The sequence below is a fragment of the Bradyrhizobium sp. USDA 4449 genome, assembly GCF_054056275.1.
Window position 1 is genome coordinate 32,495 of sequence record NZ_JBSRYD010000002.1, and the last position, 19,673, is coordinate 52,167.

General features: G+C 59.0%; 14 protein-coding genes and 4 pseudogenes. 9 read left to right on the forward strand and 9 right to left on the reverse strand.

Going from position 1 to position 19,673, the window contains the following annotated elements; translation table 11 throughout:
- Positions 1-197: 197 nt before the first annotated feature.
- A complete protein-coding gene (locus ACVIIW_RS36150) occupies positions 198-1,172 on the forward strand; it encodes an ABC transporter substrate-binding protein (protein WP_456705394.1) in 975 nt (324 codons plus the stop codon).
- A gap of 571 nt (positions 1,173-1,743) precedes the next feature.
- On the opposite strand, the pseudogene ACVIIW_RS36155 reads toward ACVIIW_RS36150, so the two are convergent.
- From ACVIIW_RS36155 to ACVIIW_RS36165, 3 genes and pseudogenes are all read right to left on the reverse strand, one after another.
- Positions 1,744-2,796 (reverse strand): annotated as a pseudogene (locus ACVIIW_RS36155) (IS110 family RNA-guided transposase).
- 400 nt (positions 2,797-3,196) lie between these two features.
- On the reverse strand, positions 3,197-3,604 hold the full coding sequence (locus ACVIIW_RS36160) for an ester cyclase (protein ID WP_456705395.1): 408 nt from the start codon (positions 3,602-3,604) through the stop codon (positions 3,197-3,199).
- A 141-nt stretch (positions 3,605-3,745) separates the two neighbouring features.
- Complete coding sequence (locus ACVIIW_RS36165; RefSeq protein WP_456705396.1) at positions 3,746-4,510, reverse strand: helix-turn-helix domain-containing protein; 765 nt, start codon at positions 4,508-4,510, stop codon at positions 3,746-3,748.
- Between the two features lie 807 nt (positions 4,511-5,317).
- Here ACVIIW_RS36165 and ACVIIW_RS36170 point away from each other — a divergent pair.
- The 3 genes and pseudogenes from ACVIIW_RS36170 to istB all read left to right on the forward strand — a co-directional run.
- Entirely contained in the window at positions 5,318-5,824 is a 507-nt protein-coding gene (locus tag ACVIIW_RS36170; protein WP_456705397.1) for a lipocalin-like domain-containing protein, read from the forward strand.
- A gap of 204 nt (positions 5,825-6,028) precedes the next feature.
- Positions 6,029-7,625, forward strand: a pseudogene (gene istA, locus ACVIIW_RS36175) (IS21 family transposase).
- A pseudogene (istB, locus tag ACVIIW_RS36180) lies at positions 7,522-8,237 on the forward strand (IS21-like element helper ATPase IstB); the annotation flags it as partial. The pseudogenes istA and istB, both read left to right, overlap by 104 nt.
- Positions 8,238-8,553: 316 nt before the next feature.
- Here the strand turns inward: istB and ACVIIW_RS36185 are convergent.
- A complete protein-coding gene (locus ACVIIW_RS36185; RefSeq protein ID WP_456705398.1) occupies positions 8,554-8,772 on the reverse strand; it encodes a hypothetical protein in 219 nt (72 codons plus the stop codon).
- Between the two features lie 201 nt (positions 8,773-8,973).
- On the opposite strand from ACVIIW_RS36185, the gene ACVIIW_RS36190 reads away from it, so the two are divergent.
- Positions 8,974-9,201 carry a hypothetical protein gene (locus tag ACVIIW_RS36190; protein WP_456705399.1) on the forward strand — a complete coding sequence of 76 codons (228 nt, stop codon included), beginning with the start codon at positions 8,974-8,976 and terminating at the stop codon, positions 9,199-9,201.
- 288 nt (positions 9,202-9,489) lie between these two features.
- Here ACVIIW_RS36190 and ACVIIW_RS36195 read toward each other — a convergent pair whose 3' ends face one another.
- The 5 genes and pseudogenes from ACVIIW_RS36195 to ACVIIW_RS36215 form a co-directional block, all read right to left on the reverse strand.
- Complete coding sequence (locus tag ACVIIW_RS36195) at positions 9,490-10,098, reverse strand: hypothetical protein (protein ID WP_456705400.1); 609 nt, start codon at positions 10,096-10,098, stop codon at positions 9,490-9,492.
- 114 nt (positions 10,099-10,212) lie between these two features.
- A complete protein-coding gene (locus ACVIIW_RS36200; RefSeq protein WP_456705401.1) occupies positions 10,213-10,476 on the reverse strand; it encodes a hypothetical protein in 264 nt (87 codons plus the stop codon).
- Positions 10,477-11,467: 991 nt separating this feature from the next.
- Positions 11,468-11,880, reverse strand: a pseudogene (locus ACVIIW_RS36205) (IS110 family transposase); the annotation flags it as partial.
- Positions 11,881-12,322: 442 nt separating this feature from the next.
- A complete protein-coding gene (locus ACVIIW_RS36210; protein WP_456705402.1) occupies positions 12,323-12,541 on the reverse strand; it encodes a PRC-barrel domain containing protein in 219 nt (72 codons plus the stop codon).
- Between the two features lie 22 nt (positions 12,542-12,563).
- Positions 12,564-12,872, reverse strand: coding sequence for a hypothetical protein (locus tag ACVIIW_RS36215; RefSeq protein WP_456705403.1), 309 nt, complete (start codon positions 12,870-12,872; stop codon positions 12,564-12,566).
- 416 nt (positions 12,873-13,288) lie between these two features.
- Here ACVIIW_RS36215 and kaiC point away from each other — a divergent pair, with 416 nt between their 5' ends.
- The 4 genes from kaiC to ACVIIW_RS36235 all read left to right on the forward strand — a co-directional run bounded on the left by kaiC (position 13,289) and on the right by ACVIIW_RS36235 (position 19,609).
- Positions 13,289-14,983: a circadian clock protein KaiC gene (kaiC, locus tag ACVIIW_RS36220; RefSeq protein WP_456705404.1), complete on the forward strand. Its 1,695-nt coding sequence runs from the start codon at positions 13,289-13,291 to the stop codon at positions 14,981-14,983.
- A gap of 3 nt (positions 14,984-14,986) precedes the next feature.
- Entirely contained in the window at positions 14,987-15,274 is a 288-nt protein-coding gene (locus tag ACVIIW_RS36225) for a circadian clock KaiB family protein (RefSeq protein WP_456705405.1), read from the forward strand.
- Positions 15,274-16,761: a sensor histidine kinase gene (locus ACVIIW_RS36230; RefSeq protein ID WP_456705406.1), complete on the forward strand. Its 1,488-nt coding sequence runs from the start codon at positions 15,274-15,276 to the stop codon at positions 16,759-16,761. Before ACVIIW_RS36225 ends, ACVIIW_RS36230 begins: the two co-directional genes overlap by 1 nt.
- Before the next feature lie 280 nt (positions 16,762-17,041).
- Complete coding sequence (locus tag ACVIIW_RS36235) at positions 17,042-19,609, forward strand: PAS domain-containing protein (protein WP_456705407.1); 2,568 nt, start codon at positions 17,042-17,044, stop codon at positions 19,607-19,609.
- Positions 19,610-19,673 lie beyond the last annotated feature (64 nt).

A 19,673-nucleotide genomic window follows, 5' to 3' on the forward strand; every position in this document is an offset into this window, starting at 1 on the left:
GGCGCAAGAGCAGCGCACTGATCATCGCTTTATCCCAGGTCGCTATGATCGCAATCGATAGCCGCCTTCGGGCGGCTTTTTTTCTGTGTGAGATGTCGCATAGTGGCCCTAAGCCGAGGTAGCGGAACGAAGTTATCCCCTTCCAGTAAGTCGGCTTAAGCGACTATAATGGGTCGTCGTGACCCTTGGGGCGATGCGTGAAGCGGCGAGAATTTCTCGGCTTGGTTGGTGGATCTGCGGTGTGGCCGCTAGCTGCATCGGCGGTGGAGTCAGTGCCCATCGTTGGATTTCTCAGTGCCCGCTCGCTGTCGGAATCGGCACCTTTGGTCGAATCATTTCGCCGCGGCCTGCGGCAGATGGGGCTGGTCGAAGGCAAGAACGTGAACATCGTATTCGGGTGGGCCGAAGGCCAGTACTCACGATTGCCAGACCTTGCGAAAGAGCTCGTGAACCTTCCCGTCAGCGTCATCTTTGCGGCGGGCGGCTCTCCTGCTGCGCTCGCGGCAAAGGCCTCAACGTCTTCCGTTCCCATCGTTTTCGTGATGAGTGATCCAGTCAATCTTGGACTGGTGGCCAGCCTTAGCCATCCAGGTGGGAATACGACCGGCATCAGCAACCTGGCGTCTGACCTGCCGAGCAAGTCCACACAGCTTCTCAAACAATTGCGACCAGATGCGAAAGCGATAGCCTATCTCGTCAATCCCGCGAACCCGACCGCCTCGCCTAACACCACGCAGGCTTCAGAAGCCGCCAGTGTCTTGGGGGTGGAGCTTCGCATGGCGCACGCAGGGACGCTGCAGGAGATCGACGATGCATTTGCTGACATGGCAAGGCTTGGCGTCGTCGCGCTCCAGGTGATGGCGGACGCATTCCTGGATACCCGGCTCGAACGCATTATCGAGCTGTCGGCAAAATACCGAATAGCCGGATGCTATCCTTGGCGGGACTATGTCGTGGCAGGCGGCATGATGAGCTACGGCACGAACCTCACCGATTCCTATCGACAGGCCGGTATCTATGCCGGCCGGATCATCAAGGGCGAAAGGCCGGCAGACCTCCCGGTCTTGCAACCTACCAAGATCGAACTCGTTCTGAACCTCAAGACCGCCGCCACGCTCGGCATCGCCGTGCCGCCGCAGCTTCTCGCCGTCGCGGACGAAGTGATTGAATGAGGAGGCGTTTGCTGCGGAGCATGACTCGGCTTTTGGCCCATCGCTGCCGCATCCCACGGCCGGGGATATGTCGGCTGTCACTGGTGGACGGAACCTGACTTAGACCGGGCCAAAACGTCGCGATTGACCCTGATGTATGGCCCGGCCGTGCGTTGCAAGTGGTTTTGCCGAGCTGGCGGTGAGCGGTCTTGCATCAATGTATCCGGCCTTTGATTGGAGCATTTGCTCCGGGCCATCATGGATATCAGCGCGCGTGCGTTCTCGTTAGCGGACAGTCCTCGATTGGGCCATTAGGGTCACCAGAGTTCGCATGCGCCGGGAAGACCGAACCTCCATCTCGTCTCATCCTCTCGCAGACCTCGTCTGGAAATTGTCGATAGGGCTACGTCATCGCTTGCTCCTCATATCGCTCAGTTCCTTTGTTCGAGCCAGGGCCGTTCCTTCGTCCCGGCCCGCAGAACGTCGATCGCGTCGCGCGCAGGGGCGGTCAAGGCCAGCCGTCGCGCTTGGCTCGCGGTTGGCTCGGGCGTTGCCAGGCTGCGCCTTGACCGCCCCGAGCACGGCGCGAGGATCAAGCGGGTCGGACGCCTGCCTCGTCGGTCCTCGTCAGCTCGAAGGCGCGTTCTTTAGCCAGCACCGCCCAGGCGATGCGGGCAAGCTTGTTGGCGAGCGCGATCGCGAGCACGTTGTGGTGCAACCGCCTTTTGGCGGCTTCGATCCAGGACTTGAGTCCATAACGTTCCCAGTTCTTTATCCTGACGAGTACAACCCACGCCGCCTGCACGAACAGAACGCGCAGGTAGCGATTGCCGCGCCTCGAGATTTTGCCGAGGATCGTGCGGTCTCCCGTCGAGATCTGCTTGGGCACCAGTCCGAGCCAAGCGCCGAAGTCGCGGCCTTTGGAGAATACGTCTCCAGTGCCGATCGCGGCCACCATGGCGCTCGAAATGATCTGCCCGATGCCTGGCACCGTCATCAGGCGCGAACATGCCTGATCTTGACGGGCTAGTGCTTGGATCTCGCCGGACAGGCCATCGATGCGCTGGTCCAGCCGGCGCCAGTCGCCTGCCACCTCCTCGATGACACGCAACATGCGTGCCGACAGGGCATCGGTGCGCATCGCAAGGATAGTGGGCAGTTCCGTGCGCAAGAAGCCGCTGGCGCACGGCGATCCCGCGTTCCAGCATGAAGGCGCGAATCTGGTTGATGATGCCGGTGCGTTGCGACACCAGCCGCTCGCGCACCCGGTGCAGCGCCTGCAGATCCAGTTGCTCCGCAGTCTTGGTCGCAACAAACTTCATCGTCGGGCGCTGCACGGCTTCGGCAATCGCTTCGGCATCATAAGTCGTTCTTACTTGCTATAGGGTCGGACATATTTGGCCGGCATCAACCTGAAATCGTGACCAAGCGATGCGAGTTTGCGGCTCAGGTGATGGGCGCCGACACAGGCTTCCATGCCGATCAGGCAACGCGGCAGATTTGCGAGCCGCGCCTCCACTTGGCCGCGCGACCACTTTTGCCGCAGCACGATGGCGCCGCGCTCGTCCTGGTCCACGACGTGGAACGAGTTCTTGCCGATATCGATGCCGATCACCGCGATGGCGGTATTGGGTGTCTGAGACATGGTGTGCTCCTTTGGCGCCCCTTGCCAGCTTCGCTTGCTGGCGGGGCAGGAGCACGGCCGGACCATCCCATTAGCGGACGTATCGCACTCAAGTTGCTAAGCTTCGCTGATCAGGGTGCAACTTACACCGTATCGCACGGGCATAAAGAAACCCGTCGGCTTAGATTTGCGGATCTTTCGTCGCATTAGGCCCAGATTCCTTGCGTGCCAAAGAGCACGGCTATGAGCGAAACTAGCAGGCCAATTCCCGAGAAGATGGCGACGGCAATCAAATGATCGGAGTCATTGTTCGACGAGGCGAATTTTCGAGCATAAATGGATGGCTCTGAAATCGACGTTGGCATTATTGTTCCCAAGGATGGTCGGATATCATCGCTCTGTAAGCATCATGATGGTTGCCCTACCTTCGGTTAGGGAGAGGCGGCAACGCTCCGATTTGATGTAACAGCGCAAAGCGGTCGGGCACGCCCCAGTGTTCGACAAGTTTGCCGTCTGCAAAGCGGCAGATGTCGATGACGTCGATCGCGACCGGCTTTCCCGAACGCGGATCGAAGCCTGTCGCCCTGCTGCGCGCCCACACCGTGTCGCCGGCCTCCACGATTGCCTCAATCGTAAGCTTCAAACCCTTAATGCTATGCCTTGCATCTTCGATCTGGGCTTTGAGGATTTGCGGGCCGGGAATGGCTGTTTTTGCTAAATATTCATGCTCCACGATCTGGTCTGCGCAGAACTCATCGGCAACGCTCAAGTCACCTTGAGAAAAGCCGCGGTCGATGATCGCCTTGAAGCTTTCGATATTCGGCGACATGTCCTTCGCTCCGCTTTTCCGGTCGACCGCTGAGGCCATGGTGGCCACTGTCATGATGGCGAATGTACGCCGTGTCAGTCCCATAGCCAGCCCCCCGTCTGGTCGATCTAGCGGAGCAGGAGTAAGAGGCGCTTGTAAAATTCAGTCATCCGCTGGAAAGAAAATATTATTCCAGTCACCGACGAGGCGGCCGGGTGGCAAACCAGCGAATGAGCGGCACTCGCGGATGAAATGCGCCTGATCAAAATATCCGAGTTCGTGAACTATATCGGTCCAGGATCTGGTTGGCTCTTTGCGACGAGCGGCCAAGGCCCGATCGAAGCGAACGGTTCGCGCGAAGAGCTTTGGCGGCAGCCCCGTTTGGGTCGCAAAACGCCGCTGGAATTGCCGGGCGCTAAGACCAGACCCGGCGACAAGACCCTCGATCCGAAAACAGCCTCGCGTTGCGATCAGGCGACGTGAAGCGAGTGCAATTGCGCAGTCTGGCCCGCACTCTTGGAGGATGCCTTCGGCCCAGCGTTCGACCGCAGCGACGCGGTGCGGGAAGTCCGGCGCCATACGCACCGCGTCGCCAAGCTCAATGGCGGACTTTCCAAGAACGTCGGAGGCCGCGGGGTCCTGGTTAACCAAGGATGTCATGTCGATTCCGACCAGCCGGTTCAGCCCGGCCGGTTGAAACAAAATGTTGAAGACGTGGATCGTACCCGACAAGAAGATGTGCGCCCGGCGATAGGTTTGCGGTCCAACGACGCTCATATCCGGCGTCGGGTTCGCTTTGCCACCGTCGATGCGCACCCGATAAGGCTCAGCCAGGTGGATATTGAGGATCTGGTGCGGCCGGGCGGGAACAGGCCATGCCAACACTGAACTTCCCAGCTCGATCCGTCGCTCCTCGAACGCCCGCAAGACGCCTCTCAGCTGAGAGCGGGGTAATGTCCGCTTGATTTCCATCGAGCACCTTGGCGCGACGCAGCTTAGAGCGCGTCGATACCGGCAGCAAGAGCCGAGATTGGCAAGCAGCGCCTTGTATGGTCCATCGCTCTTGTTGAAGCACGGCAAGATGAGTCAGGGCTCTGGTTCTGCGCTGTGCATCATCGCCACTCGCACTATCGAGAGGAACGATATCACACCCTTGTCGTTCCGCTGGTCAGCGCCGACCCGAGGAGCAAGGGTGTGTCGGTGTCGTTCTTGAATGGAGCTTTGATGCCTCGTTACTTCTTTCACCAGCATGTGCGCGGGCCAAAAGACCGAAGATACCCGTGGAAAACGATTCCCGACCCATGCCGAAGCGTGCCACCGGGCCGCACAGCAGATGCCTGCCCACCTGAAAAAGGCTGCGGTGCGTTCCCCAACACCTATGTCGCCACCGAAGTATGTGACGGCAAACGGACCCTGCGTGGTGAGGGGAACAGTCGTTGTCGAACGGCGGTAAGGCTGCCTCGGCGGCGGGCGCTCTCGGCATCACCGTGCCGCCCCTCGCTGCGGTGCATGAGTCCGGAAATGGCCCATCGCGACAAAGTCGGCGCGGCCCGTCTATGTCGGCGATCAGCGGTAAAGCAGACGCGGCATCTGTCCATCGTAGACGACGCGATTGACCCCGAACAGACATCGCTTCGAGCGTTCGGCTATCGTGTGAGCGGTTGACCTGCTAGCATACAGGCGGCCGGCCAAAACCATGTCCGTCGATCGCACATCCGCCGTTGAGAGGGCACAATGCGCAGCCGCCGCATGATGATGATGGTTGTAGTCCTGGGAATGATTGCCACGACGGACAACGCTCTCAGTCAGCAGAAGACACTGACGGAGCAACTGTTAGGCGCCTGGGACCTAGTCTCATTCAATTCCGTGCACGCGGACGGCAGCAGGCTCACGGTGTTTGGCGACGATCCAAATGGGATTGCGTTTTTCGATGGGACGGGCCACTACATTATTACGGTAATGCGTTCCGACCGTGCCAAATTTGCCGCCAACGATCGAACGAAGGGCACGGCCGACGAATACAAGGCAACGGCCCAAGGCACGATCACCTACTTTGGCACGTACACCGTCAGCGAGCCAGATCGCGCCCTCAACATTCATGTTGTGGGCAGTTCATTTCCGAACTGGAACGGGACGGACCAGAAGCGAACGTTCGCAGTCTCGACGGACGAGCTTAGGCTGACGAACGCCGTTGCATCGACCGGAGGGACGACCGAGGTCGTTTGGAAGCGAGCCAAGTGAGCCACGCCATTCTGCTTCGTTATTTGGAAGTCCGGTCCTGGCCCTTCGGCGACCTCGGGATACGTCCGGTTTTCCGCCGCTGTCGGGCCTTGTGTGTTTCGGCATGGAATAAGGACCCCGTTTTCGGGGTGATCGGCATCCAATCGGGACCCCGGGATAAGGGTCCACAGTGGCTTCCATCGAGTCATGGAAGCCGAGGTTGGGATGCTGGTGGTGGAGACGATTGGTAGGATCCGTCGCGCCTACTTTGTTGATGGTCGTCCGATCAAGGCGATCTGCCGAGAACTCGGCGTATCGCGGAAGGTGGTTCGCAAGGTCATTCGTTCTCAGGCGACGGAGTTCCGGTATGAGCGCGAGACGCAGCCGCTCCCGAAGATGGGTGCCTGGAGTGCCGAGCTTGACCGATTGCTGGCAGGGAATGCGAGCAAGTCGGCGCGGGAACGGCTGATGCATCCGGCTATTCGAAGAGCTTCGCGGCCTGGGTTACGCCGGCGGCTATGATGCGGTTCGTCGATATGCACGACGATGGAGCAAGGAACGCGGCACCTCGACAGCGTCGGCTATGTGCCGCTCAGCTTTGCACCAGGCGAAGCCTACCAGTTCGACTGGAGCCACGAAGTCGTCCTGCTGAGCGGCACCACGGTGATGGTGAAGGCTGCTCATGTCCGGCTCTGTCACAGCCGCATGCTGTTCGTGCGGGCCTATCCGCGAGAGACGCAGGAGATGGTGTTCGACGCCCACGACCGGGCGTTCGCCCTGTTCAAAGGCGCCTGCACCCGCGGCATCTACGACAACATGAAGTCCGCCGTAGAGACGATCTTGGTCGGTAAAGGCCGTATCTACAATCGCCGCTTCCTGCAGATGTGCAGCCACTATCTGGTCGATCCGGTCGCCTGTACGCCAGCGTCGGGCTGGGAGAAGGGGCAGGTCGAGAACCAGGTCGGGCTGGTCCGCGAACGCTTCTTCACGCCGCGGCTGCGGTTCAAACATCTCGACGAGTTAAAGGCCCGGCTGATCGACAAATGCATCGCCTACGCCAAGGCTCATCGCCATCCGGAGCTGGCCGATCAGACGATCTGGGACGTGTTCGAAGCCGAACGCCCCAAACTCGTCCCCTATGCCGGCCGCTTCGATGGCTTTCATGCGGTGACGGCATCGGTCTCCAAGACCCGCCTGGTGCGCTTTGACAACAACGAGTACTCGGTCGCAGCCGCGGTCGGACGGCCGGTCGAGGTTCAAGCCCATGCCGATCGCATCGTGATCCGTCAGGATGGACGCATCGTTGCCGAGCACCCGCGATCCTTTGGCCGCGGGGATACCGTCTACGACCCCTGGCATTATGTGCCGGTGCTCGCCCGCAAACCCGGCGCCTTGCGCAACGGTGCTCCCTTCAAGGACTGGGTGCTGCCGGCCGCGATCGAGCGAATCCGGCGCAAGCTTGCCAGCACCGATGATGGCAATCGGCAGATGGTCGACATCCTCAACGCGGTGCTGACTGACGGTTTGCCCGCGGTGGAAGCGGCCTGTGCCGAAGCGCTCAGTCACAGCGTCCATTCCGCCGATGTCGTGCTCAATATCCTGGCCCGTCAACGTGAACCCGCCCCACCGGCCAACATCATGACGCCGGCCGCACTGACGCTCCGTCATGCACCAATCGCCGATTGTGCCCGCTACGACAAGCTCCGGAGGACCATCTGATGGAACGAACCCAAATCTTGGATCTCATGGGCGAACTCAAGCTCTACGGCATGAAGGCTGCCTTCGACGAGATCATGGCAACTGCCGTCAAGCGCCAGCATGAGCCTCAGCGCATTGTCGGCGACCTGCTCAACGCCGAGATCAACGAGATGCAGGCCAGGTCGATCAAATACCAGCTCACCATTGCCAAGCTGCCGCTTGCCAAGGACATCGCCGACTTCCAGTTCGACGGTACGCCGATCAATCAGACTCTCGCCAATGATCTCGCTGGCGGCGGCTTTATCGCCCAGCAACGGAACATCGTGCTGGTTGGCGGCACCGGCACAGGCAAGACCTTCTGGCCATCGCCATTGCCAGAAGTTGCATCCGCGATGGTGCCAGAGGACGCTTCTACAACGTCGTCGATCTCGTCAACCGGCTCGAGACCGAGACCCGCAACGGACGGCAGGGACGGCTCGCTGAGCATCTGAGCCGCATGGACTTCATCGTTCTCGACCAGCTGGGCTATCTGCCGTTCGCGCAATCGGGCGGTCAGCTCCTGTTCCAATCATCAGCCGGCTCTACGAGCGCACCTCCATCATTGTCACCACCAATCTTGCGTTCGGCGAATGGCCCAGCGTGTTCGGCGATGCCAAAATGACCACCGCGCTACTCGACCGATTGACCCCATCACTGCGACATCGTTGAGACCGGCAACGACAGTTGGCGATTCAAAGCCGCGACGATGTTCAAACAACCCGCGCTCGCGCCGCCTCCGCAACCCCGACCAGCTCCGACGACCCGAGCGCTACCAACAGAGCGCGCCGATCAAAGGACTCCCTTTTGGATGCCGATAGTGGGTCGCAGCCGAACGCCGATTGACATCCCGGCATTACAGAATCACAACCGCCAGGCAAGAAGCCCTTAAGGCCAAGCTGTAATTAGCTGTCGACGTCCATAGCTCCGGGAAGAGCAAAACAAGGTGCGCTTGGCGCGTCTTGACCATGTCGCAGGACGTCGCTCACCAAAGGCGCAGAACGATCATGAGGTCGTCAGCGCGAGAGCGCAGAAGAAATGTTCGCTGCTTCACCGCGCAATCCCGAAACGGCGATCGGCGAGGACTGCGAAATCCTCTTGCCGATTTGCAGTGTGGCTTGCTCTCGCGTCGTGGTGGCTCGCTCTAAGTACAGCTGGCCCCAGACCAAGGCTATCGCGGTGAAGAAAAGGACCAGCATCGCGGTCGCGAGTTGAGCGTGATCGTTCATGCCCATCAAAGGGAGTTCGCAATGCTTCGTTCCTATTGAAACGCCTGCGAATTTTAACGTAGTTAAGCTGCTCTCACCTGCCGGCTCGCGACAGGAATTGGAGTAACCTTAACAGCACGCGAGCCGCTCCTCGAGCCAATGGATCGGAACGTTGAGCAACGCGGACGGATTGGTTCTTCGTTGCTTGACTAGGAGGAGAACTACCCAATGAAGAAGCTCATTATCTGCGGCGCGTTTGCTGCTCTTGCCTTTGGCACTCAGGTAGCGAAGGCAGAAGGGTTCTACATCGTGCGTGATGCAACCACCAAGAAGTGCACGATCGTCGACACCAAGCCCACGACGACGACCACGACCGTTGTCGGGGACACGACGTTCAAGACCCGGACTGAAGCCGAAGGTGCAGTCAAGACCACGAAGGTTTGTACCGAGCAGTGATCTTGCTGCAGTACCACCCGCAGTCACTTGTTGAGGAGTAAGACCGATGCCTGTTCTTTTGCTGTGGGCAGTTCCCGCCGTTATCGTCGTCGGTGGCGCCGGCTATTGGCTCATTCATATGCATTAAGAGAGTTGGAGGAGTGGTCGCCCAAGAGGACGGCCGCTCCTCCGGTTTCCGAAGTACGACGAGAGCTTCGATCGCCGCGATCCCCGTCGCCGCCTTTCGGGCCCACGCTCCCCTGAAGGTCGACTTTCCTCGAAGCTTTCAAGCACGCAGCGACGCCTTAATCACTCGAATACGAGATCATCCGCCCACGCTGACGAGCGATAGGGCCGCGCGTTAGAGAGCTCGCGGTCGATCACGGCCCGCACGGCCGGGGCAGTTACGATCTCGGTACGCTTCATCAGGTCTCTAAGCTCGAAACGTCCTTCAATGCTGATGGTTTTGAGCGAAGCGATGATGTCAGTCACCGTGCTGCCATGCCCAAACGGCAGGAGTAATCTCTCGTACTCCACCTCGCGACCTTCGTCGTCCTTCAGGTGAGAGACGGTGTATACTGGCCGCCGCCGCTCGATGCATAGGTGATAAACTGGCATCACAGACGCCGCCAACCGGGGGCCAACGTACTCATCTAGTCGGCGGCCTTTACCAATCGCGCCATAAGCACTCGACATACGAGTTCCCTCGCTCCGTATCGTTACCACGGGCGGCGTGCAGGACCCTTCGACAGAATAATAAACGAGATCGTCGGCTTCTTCCTTGAGGCGACCGGGTTCGTACTCGGAAACGGCGGGAAGGTCGTCCTCATTGTGCAAGTACAGACGCAGCCATGTGTTCAGGAGATCACGCTGCCGGATCGCTGCTACAACAGCGGGTGTTACACTCTGAAATTCCATTGCTTGCGGACCCGAACGGCTGCCGAGCCTAAGCCTACTTCAGTCTCGCTAACGGTCCGTTAAGTCCTAGAGCCGCCTTCCGCGGGCGGGCCGACGCCCTCGTCGGTAGCGGCGTCAGATCGGAGAGTGAACCGCTGCACGCCTGCCGAACGGCAGAATCGCGCGAACTTGATGATCGGCGGCGAAGACGACTTCCTGCTCGCAGTCGAGGTCAGCAATCACGCTCTCGATAGCAACGATTGCCTGCTGGAGTTCCGCGAGTAACCTCAATTCAACGCCATCGACCAGATCGATCCGATTTTGAAGTGAGACGACCATTTCTCGACGACGTTCCTTCAGCTGCACAAGAGGTAAGCCATGATCCAACGGATAGTGCATCTTGTCCCTTTCTAATTTTGCTGTTCACCCTCAAACTATCGAAGCGCTCCTGAAGTGCCGTTGCAAGATCCCGTCAAATTTGACGTTTCAGACCTGGAGAACTGTGGGCGAAACAAACCATCAATCATAGGAGTGCTTAGGTTTGGCTCTCAAAGTATTCGAGAACAAGGGTTCACAGATTCCGGAGATTTGCGGTGGAAGACAGGGTTAAGGTTCGGTGTCCCGCTTGCAGACAAGTCTTTCGTGAGAAGGTCGGCAAAGTGCGGGAAGGCTCGCAGATTAACTGCCAGCATTGCAACAAGCTACTGACGTTCAGCCGAGAGAGCGAAGACCCATTCATGCGTCGCGCCCTGAAGGCCGCAAAAGAGATACGGACCGCAATTCAGGAAGGCGTAGTTCAGAAGGCTTATGGCAGATCGGAGGGAGCCGCGGAGCCACAAGTCAAGGTCGTAGATCGGTGGTAAAAGCTGTAGGGAGCGCCTCCTAAGAAACCTCAGGATCCGGTCCGAGCATTGTGTCGCGTCGTCAATTTTAGAATCAAGGAGTCTAGACGGTCCGTTTGGCACTCTTGATAGCCGAATCTTCGCCAAGGGACACGAAGGAAAAAGTATCAGTTCCCAGGAGCAGGCTGACTTGTAAGCCAAGTGAACGTGAACGCCATCGGGCATCGAAAGTGCATGATTGAACCTTGGTTCGTTGCGGCAGCGGACATCAAGCTTCTCAAGGCTCGTTCACAATCTCGTACGCTCGTCGCTAAGTTGACGAAGCTGATGAAGTGGAGCGAAAGGATCTTTAAGACAGAATGCATTGGCGCTCAGCCTCGGTCTGGGACACCAGCGATAAGCGGCAACGAGTGTACGCCGTCGCTCGGCAATCTTGGGAGCTGTCGTTAAGCGGCCGAAGGAGCAACTGGCTCAACGGCGCTCGCCGATCACTAGACCGAGAACGAAAGCGGCAAAGACTGTTGCCAACGGTGCTTCGCGAAAACGCCTCTTGCAATGGCTTGCAACTTATCCCATCGCGCCTCGGGAACCCATACCGCAGTCAGCTCGCCAGCGCGTAGTAGACGCGCGAGAGAAACGGCGTCCCGGCGATTCGTTAATTCGTTATCCCCCCAATCGCCCGCCTTCCTTGGGATCGGCGACGGCGCCACCACCATGCACTCGTGGCCGAGCGACCGGATCAGGCGATAAAGATCATAGCCAGTCGGGCCGGCTTCTTAACAGAAGTGGACGCGGTCAACCCGCTTGGAGATCCGTTCTAAGACGCGGCGCATGTTGGTGGCCGAAGCATCAACCTCACCGAAGAACCGAACTCCCCCTCCCCGCCTGCGTCCGCACTCGCGACGGCATTTCTCAGCTTGGCCACATCGATTCCGACGAATGCTTCCCTATAATTTGCCACGGCTCGTCCTAGGATCGGCTCGGTCCGCCCGAGCAACCCTCGGACGCGCAGTGTAGGGCGAGCCACCTCATCGGCAGACCCGGACATACGGCCTTACACTGGAGGTGGATCCGGTCGAGTTCTTCCGGCGCCCCAGCCAACCGGCCTCCCGCAAGAGGCCGAATAGGCCTCCGTTCCCCTGCCGAGCCTGGTGGTCCATCCAGTCTGTTTCTTATTGGACTTGTCTGGGATGTTGGCCTCGCGTGTCCACCGTCCCGTCCCGGAAAACTCGGGCAATAAAGGAGGCAGCTTAATCACTAAGTGCCGACCGTGTGGTCGCGATGTGCCTGAAAGCGGACGCGCTATGCTCACTTTGAGTTCGTGTCGAGTTTGACCCTAGCGAACTCTCGGCCACCCAAACAACCAGCGGGCTGTTTTGTCGGTGAAGATGGTGCTCCAGCCATCAGTTCTGGATGAGCTTGACGGTTGAAATCGGCCATTCGCCGTCGTGCCCAGCGATTGAAATGCGAAGACCGTGCACTTCGTCGAGATAGACATGATCAATCGTTCCAGCTTTGCCGTCAGTCATGACGACAGTCTTCCCGATCAACTCGTCCTCGGCAGCGTGCAGCTCCCGGAGGATGCTAACGGCTCTTTCCTCACCAGTGCTCGACGTGGTCATGCGCGTAACAATGACATAAGGGTCACGAAGCCGACGTGCTCGGAAACGGACGTGCGAGCTGGTATCGTATGACAATGAGCCAAGCCCAGAGCTTCGCAAACCAATTAAGCTTCAGCAGCTTTGGCTTCACTGCCGCGAACAGTCGTTCCACAATGAGTAGGCTGGCGGCATACGCTGCGATGATCATGGCTGTGCCGGTGATCCAGTGGCCCTCGCTCGCTACCGCTACAGCTATTAGCTTCAAAGGCTCAACCAGACAGACCGGCACGGCTAGCAGCGTGAGTGACTGATACGGACCGAGTTTGTCGATGGCTTGTCGCAAGATAGTCACTGGTCTCGGCCTCCTTCTGGCCTAAGCGAATAGAACTTTTGGGTGCGCAGATGAGTTCCAGTGACGATTCGGATCGGTAAGAAGTGGCTGGGCCGATCGCTCCGCATCCGTGCTTAAGAACGCGAATGGATTGCCGGCTTGAAGCACTCTATTGACCCGAAGGCGAAGACGACGCGGACGAGAGGGAGCCGATCCTGCTCCTGCGGCGCAAACAAATCCCACGAAGACATTGTCGCGTTCGAGAGGGAGATCTTCCGTCTGCTCTGATTGTCCGCAGCCGGGGTAGAGCGCCTCCACGGCCATCTCGTATGTCGAATTTAGTTCCGCCTGGACCGGTGAAATATTCGCACTTTTAGGACTGGGCAGCTCAGTTCCCACGAACTACAACGGGATTGGACAAGTTCTGGAACCGGGGCATGACTGAAGGAATATCCAAGTCTCTTACTGGTATTGACGGCTTCGATGAGTTGACACTAGGTGGCCTTCCCTCCGGGCGCCCGACCTTGGTTTGCGGTTCGGCGGGCTGCGGCAAGACGCTTTTTGCCTCGACATTTCTCTTCAATGGCGCGCGGCAACACGACGAGCCGGGCGTCTTTGTGACCTTCGAGGAGCGACCGGTCGATATCGTCGCGAACGTCGACTCGCTCGGTTTTGACCTGCAGAGCCTAATCGACCAATCCAAGATCGTTATCGAGCACATTGCAATCGACCCGTCAGAAGTCGCCGAGATCGGCGATTACGATCTCGAAGCCCTCTTTCTGCGCCTTGAATTTGCTGTGGACCAGATCGGCGCAAAGCGCATCGTGCTCGATACGATTGAGAGCCTGTTCTCGGCTTTCTCAAACCCGGCCATCTTGCGCGCCGAAATCCGCCGCTTGTTCGACTGGCTCAAGCAGAAAGGTCTGACGGCCGTTATCACTGGTGAACGTGGGGACGGTAGCCTGACCAGGCAAGGTCTGGAAGAATACGTCTCCGACTGTGTGATCCTGCTCGATCACCGCGTCGAGAAGCAGATCTCGACGCGGCGCTTGCGCATCGTCAAATATCGCGGCACGGCACACGGTACAAACGAATATCCGTTCCTGATCGACGAGGATGGCTTCTCGGTCCTGCCGGTCTCCTCCCTCGGCCTCGGCCACCAGGTGTTCGACGAGCGCATCTCAACCGGCGTGCCCGACCTAGACGCCATGCTGACCGGCGGCGGCTTCTACCGCGGCAGCAGCATCCTACTCACCGGCGTCGCCGGCTCCGGCAAAAGCTCGCTCGCCTGCATGATGGCTGACGCTGCCTGCAAGCGCGGCGAGCACGCGCTCTATCTCTCCTTCGAGGAGTCCGAGGCGCAGACCGTCCGCAACATGAGGTCGATCGGCACCAATCTCGACAAATGGCTGAAGAACGGGCAGATGCGCTATATCGCGACGCGACCGACATTCTACTCGCTCGAAATGCACCTTGCGATCATGTTGCGCGAGGTCGGAAAGTTCAAACCACAGCTTGTCGTGCTCGATCCGATCTCCGCCTTCACCGGTTCCGCAGAGATCAGCGAGGTACAGGCGATGCTGCTGCGCATCGTCGATTTTCTCAAGTCCAATGGTATCACGGCCGTGTTCACCCACCTGGCACATGTCCAGCAGGCCGAGACCGATGCCGGGTTGTCGTCTTTAATGGATGGCTGGATCCTGCTGCTCAACCGAGAGGCGAACGGCGAGTTCAACCGCGAACTTTACCTGCTGAAAGCACGAGGCATCTCGCATTCTAATCAGGTGCGCGAGTTCGTCATGTCGAACGACGGCATCCATCTGCTTGAACCCTATCTCGGCGAAGGCGGCGCGTTGACCGGGTCGGCGCGGCGTAACGAGGAGGCTCGCGCGCGACGGGCCGAAGTCGGTCGGCTGGCCGAGGTCGCGCGGGTCCAGGACCAGATCGGCCAGCGACGACGACGCGCGCTCGCCCAGATCGAGGCGCTCAGGGCCGATATCGATGCCGACGAGTCCGAGCTCAAACGAATGACGAAGGCTGAAGACGTTTATCTCAGACAGAGCCGGGAAGACGCGGCAGAAATAGCACGCGGGCGGGGACTGGACCTCCCTGGCAAGACGAAACAGGGCTAAGTCATGACCGCATCAAGCAAAGATCCCGTCAAGCTCGTCCTCTATGTCGCAGGCGAGACACCCAAGTCGCTCGCCGCGATCCGCAACCTCGAAAAGATCTGCTCGGAGCACCTTGCTGGCAAGTACAGGGTTGAGGTCGTTGATCTCAAGAAGCAGCCGCAGCTCGCTCGCGAACACGGAATCGTAGCGATCCCGACCCTGGTTAAAGAGCTTCCAGTCCCCATCCGCAAGATTATCGGGGACCTTTCCGACACTCAGAAGGTTCTAGTTCACCTGTCCGTTGAGGAATAATGACGGTGGTATCGCTCGTATCTGCGTTGACCCGGGACGAACTCGAGGCTCGGCTTTACGAAGCCGAGGAGACGCTCCGGGCCATACGCGAGGGCGAAATCGACGCCGTCGTCATCAAGGGGGGGACTACCGAACAGGTCTTCACTCTTGAAGGCGACGGGCAGTCCTACCGCACCTTCATGGAGGCGATGGACATCGGCGCCGCCGCTTTCGATGCCGAGGGACAATTGCTCTATGCCAACCAGGCGCTGTGCGTGTTGCTAGACCGTCTCGCCGGCGCATTGTCGGGACAAGCACTGCTCGGCATGCTCGACGCCGTCAATCAGACCATGTTCCGCCGCCTTCTCACGCAAGCGCTGAAGGAGCGGCAATCATCTGAAATCCACGTTCGCGTCGGCGACAGCGATCGCAGCTTTCTTCTCACTGGAGCCCCGATCGATTTTGGCATTGTGAGCGGCGTCGCGATTACCTTTACGGATATTAGCGAGCGTGAACAAATCGCTGCAGCCAAGGAATCGGAGCGGTTGGCGCGGTCGGTTCTCGCTTCCGCCAACGAGGCCGTCATCGTCTGCGACCGCGCTGGCCGGGTGACGCACATTAATGCTGCCGCCGAGCGGATCTGCGCCGAGGCTCCGATCGGAAGGCCATTCGGGGAGGCGATCGAGCTGAGTTTTGCCGATGCATCCGAGTTGATGTCGGGTGCCGATATCGTGGCAATGGCGGCGAGCGGCACGCCCGTGCAGGGCCTCGAAGCCGCCGTGAAGACGTCGACAGCCGACGTCACAGACGTCATGATCAGCGCCGCGCCGCTCGTCGTCACCGGCGATCGGACGCAAGGCTGCGTGGTGACGTTGATCGACCTCTCGCAACGCAAAGCCGCCGAGCGCCGCCAGGCCCTTCTGATGGGTGAGCTCGACCACCGCGTTAAAAATACGCTCGCGATGGTGCTGGCGATTTCCGCGCGTACCGCATCCCACGAACGCACGATCGAGGACTTTCAGAAATCCTTCTCGGGCCGCATCCAGGCGCTGGCGGCCACCCACACACTGCTATCCAATGCCTCCTGGGAAAACCTGCAGATCAAAGATGTGCTTCGGGTCGAGCTTGCGCCGTATGCGACGCTATCCGGCGGACGCATCACGATGGAAGGATTGGACATTTCCATCGATTCCAAGACAGCCGTCTCCCTGGGGCTGGTGTTCCACGAATTGACGACTAACGCGGTGAAATACGGCGCGCTTTCGAGCCGATCCGGCAAGCTGTCAGTGCGGCGGATCGGCCTGCTCGACGACGGTGCTTTGCAGATCGAATGGGAGGAGCGCGACGGCCCGTTGGTGACGCCGCCGACCTCATCCGGCTTTGGCCAGACCCTCATCTCCCGCAGCCTCGGCAGTGGACCGAGCGGAGGGACAAAGCTCGAATACCGGCCCAGCGGAGTAGTCTGCCAGATCGTAATCCCGAAGTACGGCCATTTCCATTCGCATTAGCTTTATGTGGTTCAACGTGCGTTTCTAGTGGTCTCGCCGAGCCGGCTGCAAATCGTCTCGCATCGAATCTTTTCGTTGTCTGTGAGATCACGCGTCCCTGTCTCCGGGAACGCCAGAGGAGAAGTACGACCAAACAATCTCAATCGCGTACCTCCGTTGGCTAATTTTGAGTAATTGCTGCAATGCTGCAATCAAAGACCTCTCGCGTTGGGTATGATTTGGATGCATTCTTCCCGTCATCGTTTCCGCGACGGGTCAACTTTTCCGACAGTGAGGGCATATGGCCGATTGGATGTCCGGAACAGCCGACTGGACCGGACAATTCAACTTTCTGAACGGTGGCGGCACCGTCGGGGCGCTTATGCGCGCTCACGACTGGTCGAATTCACCACTTGGTCACCCGGAAAATTGGCCGCAGTCTTTGCGGTCAGTCGTCGGTCTTTTACTCAATTCCAAGTTTCCAATGTTCGTCGCATGGGGCGAACAGCTTGGATTTCTCTACAACGACGCGTACGCGGAAATCCTCGGTGCCAAGCACCCGCGCGCACTTGGCGCTCGTTTCTTCGACATTTGGTCAGAAATCTGGCCTGACATTTCGCCGTTAATCGACGCCGCCATGGCGGGTGAGGCGACCTACCGTGAGGACCTGCCCCTCACAATGAACAGGCACGGCCACAACGAGGACACTTGGTTTACCTTTTCTTACTCGCCGGTTCGCGATGAGAGAGGTCACGTCGCCGGGATGTTCTGTGCCGTCGCCGAGACGACGAGCCAGGTCCTGGCAGCGCGTCGGCGCGATGCACTTTTGCAACTCGACGAGCGCCTGCGCAACGTTGCGGACACCGCAGACATCTCGTTTACAGCGTCTGAGCTGTTGGGCAAGGCGTTAGGGGCTTCGCGAGTCGGGTATGGCACGATTGATCATGAAGCCGGAACTACTTTGGTTGAAAGGAACTGGTTCGCCCCTGGATACGATAATCTTGCCGGCCTTCATCAATTTTCAGATTATGGCTCGTATATCGACGATCTACGGCAGGGCCGCGTGGTTACGAACACAGATGTTCAGAAGGATCCGCGCACCGCCGCGAATGCAGATGCATTTCGAGCGCTTGGAATCAGAGCGCATCTCGATTTACCCATTATGGAGAATGGCCGCATCGTCGGCCAAATGTTTATTCATTCGCCGGTACCGCGCGTTTGGAGCGTCGAGGAAGTTACTCTCGTTCGCGACTTTGCAGAGCGCACGCACGCCGCGATAGCCAGGCGCGCAGCAGAGCATGAGCTAAGACTGAGCGAGGGCCGCTTGCGGCAGTTGAACGAAACACTGGCAGCTCAGGTTGCGGCCCGTTCGGCAGAGCGCGACCGCCTCTGGAATCTCTCTCAGGACATGCTCGCGCGCGCCGACTACGCCGGCATGATGTCTGCGGTGAGCCCTGCTTGGACGCAAATACTGGGATGGAGCGAAGCGGAGCTCCTTGCACGTGGCTACTCGACTTTCATGCATCCAGATGACCGGCAATCTACGCTGGCCGCGATTGCTCGGATGGCTAAGACGCGTCAGCCGAGCCGGTTCGAAAATCGTATCGCAACCGTGCAAGGCGGCTGGAAGCATATTGAGTGGACTGTCGCGCCGGAGGCAGACGGTGAAAACTTCATCGCAGTTGGTCGCGATCTCAGCGTCACTAAATCCCGCGAAGCTGAACTCGAAGTTGCCCGAGAAGCATTACGTCAAAGCCAGAAGATGGAGGCGATGGGGCAGCTCACCGGAGGCGTTGCCCACGATTTTAATAATCTGCTTACGCCGATCGTCGGCGCGCTCGATATGCTGCAGCGCCGCGAGGTAGGTGGTGATCGTGAAAAGCGCCTGATCGCCGGTGCCGCGCAATCGGCGGAGCGAGCGAAGGTGCTTGTCCAGCGGCTGCTCGCCTTTGCTCGGCGTCAGCCGCTCCAACCGGTTGCGGTTGACGTCTCCAAGCTGGTTGAGAACATGGCTGAGCTCATGTCGAGCACGACGGGGCCACAGATCAAAGTCGTAGTCGACGTAAAAGATAACCTGCCGCCGGCCAAGGCGGACCAGAACCAGCTGGAAATGGCTCTTCTAAATCTGGCAGTGAATGCTCGCGACGCTATGCCGAATGGAGGCACGCTGCGGATAGCCGCGTCAGCAGATACTCAGTTGGAGGCAGACCGGAAGGTACCGCCCGGCGAATACGTTCGAATTTCCGTGGCTGACACTGGGGTCGGAATGGACGAGGCAACGCTCGCTCGAGCGGTCGAACCGTTCTTCTCTACCAAGGGCCTAGGGAAGGGCACTGGCTTGGGCCTCAGCATGGTCCACGGTCTAGCTTCCCAGCTCGGCGGTGCATTGATAGTCAATAGCAAGCTGGGCCTCGGTACCAACATCGAGCTGTGGCTGCCTCAAACCGAATCTGTGCCAAAAGTACGTAGTATCGCGCGCGATGCCCACTCAGTACGAGGCCGTGGCACGGCATTGCTAGTGGATGATGAGGAGTTCGTTCGCTTAAGCACCTCGGATATGCTCGTCGATCTTGGCTATCGCGTCATCGAGGTGACATCGGCCGAGCAGGCACTCGAAGTGGTGAGAGATAAAACTCCCATCGACTTGATCGTGACGGATCATCTCATGTCTGGCATGAGCGGCGCTGAGTTGGCGCGCACAATTCGCGCGACCTCTCCTGACACTCCGGTCTTGATCATTTCAGGTTATTCAGAAGTGGAAGGAATCGAATCGGACCTGCCTAGGTTGACGAAGCCATTTCGAAGAGACGAACTGATGACCTGCCTTGCAGCTCTGACACCAATTGCGACCAGCAAAAGCAGCAAATAGCTTCCAGCACGCAAACACTTTTTCGAGAACTAGCTTCGCTCGCGCAAGTGCCGGCATGCGCATG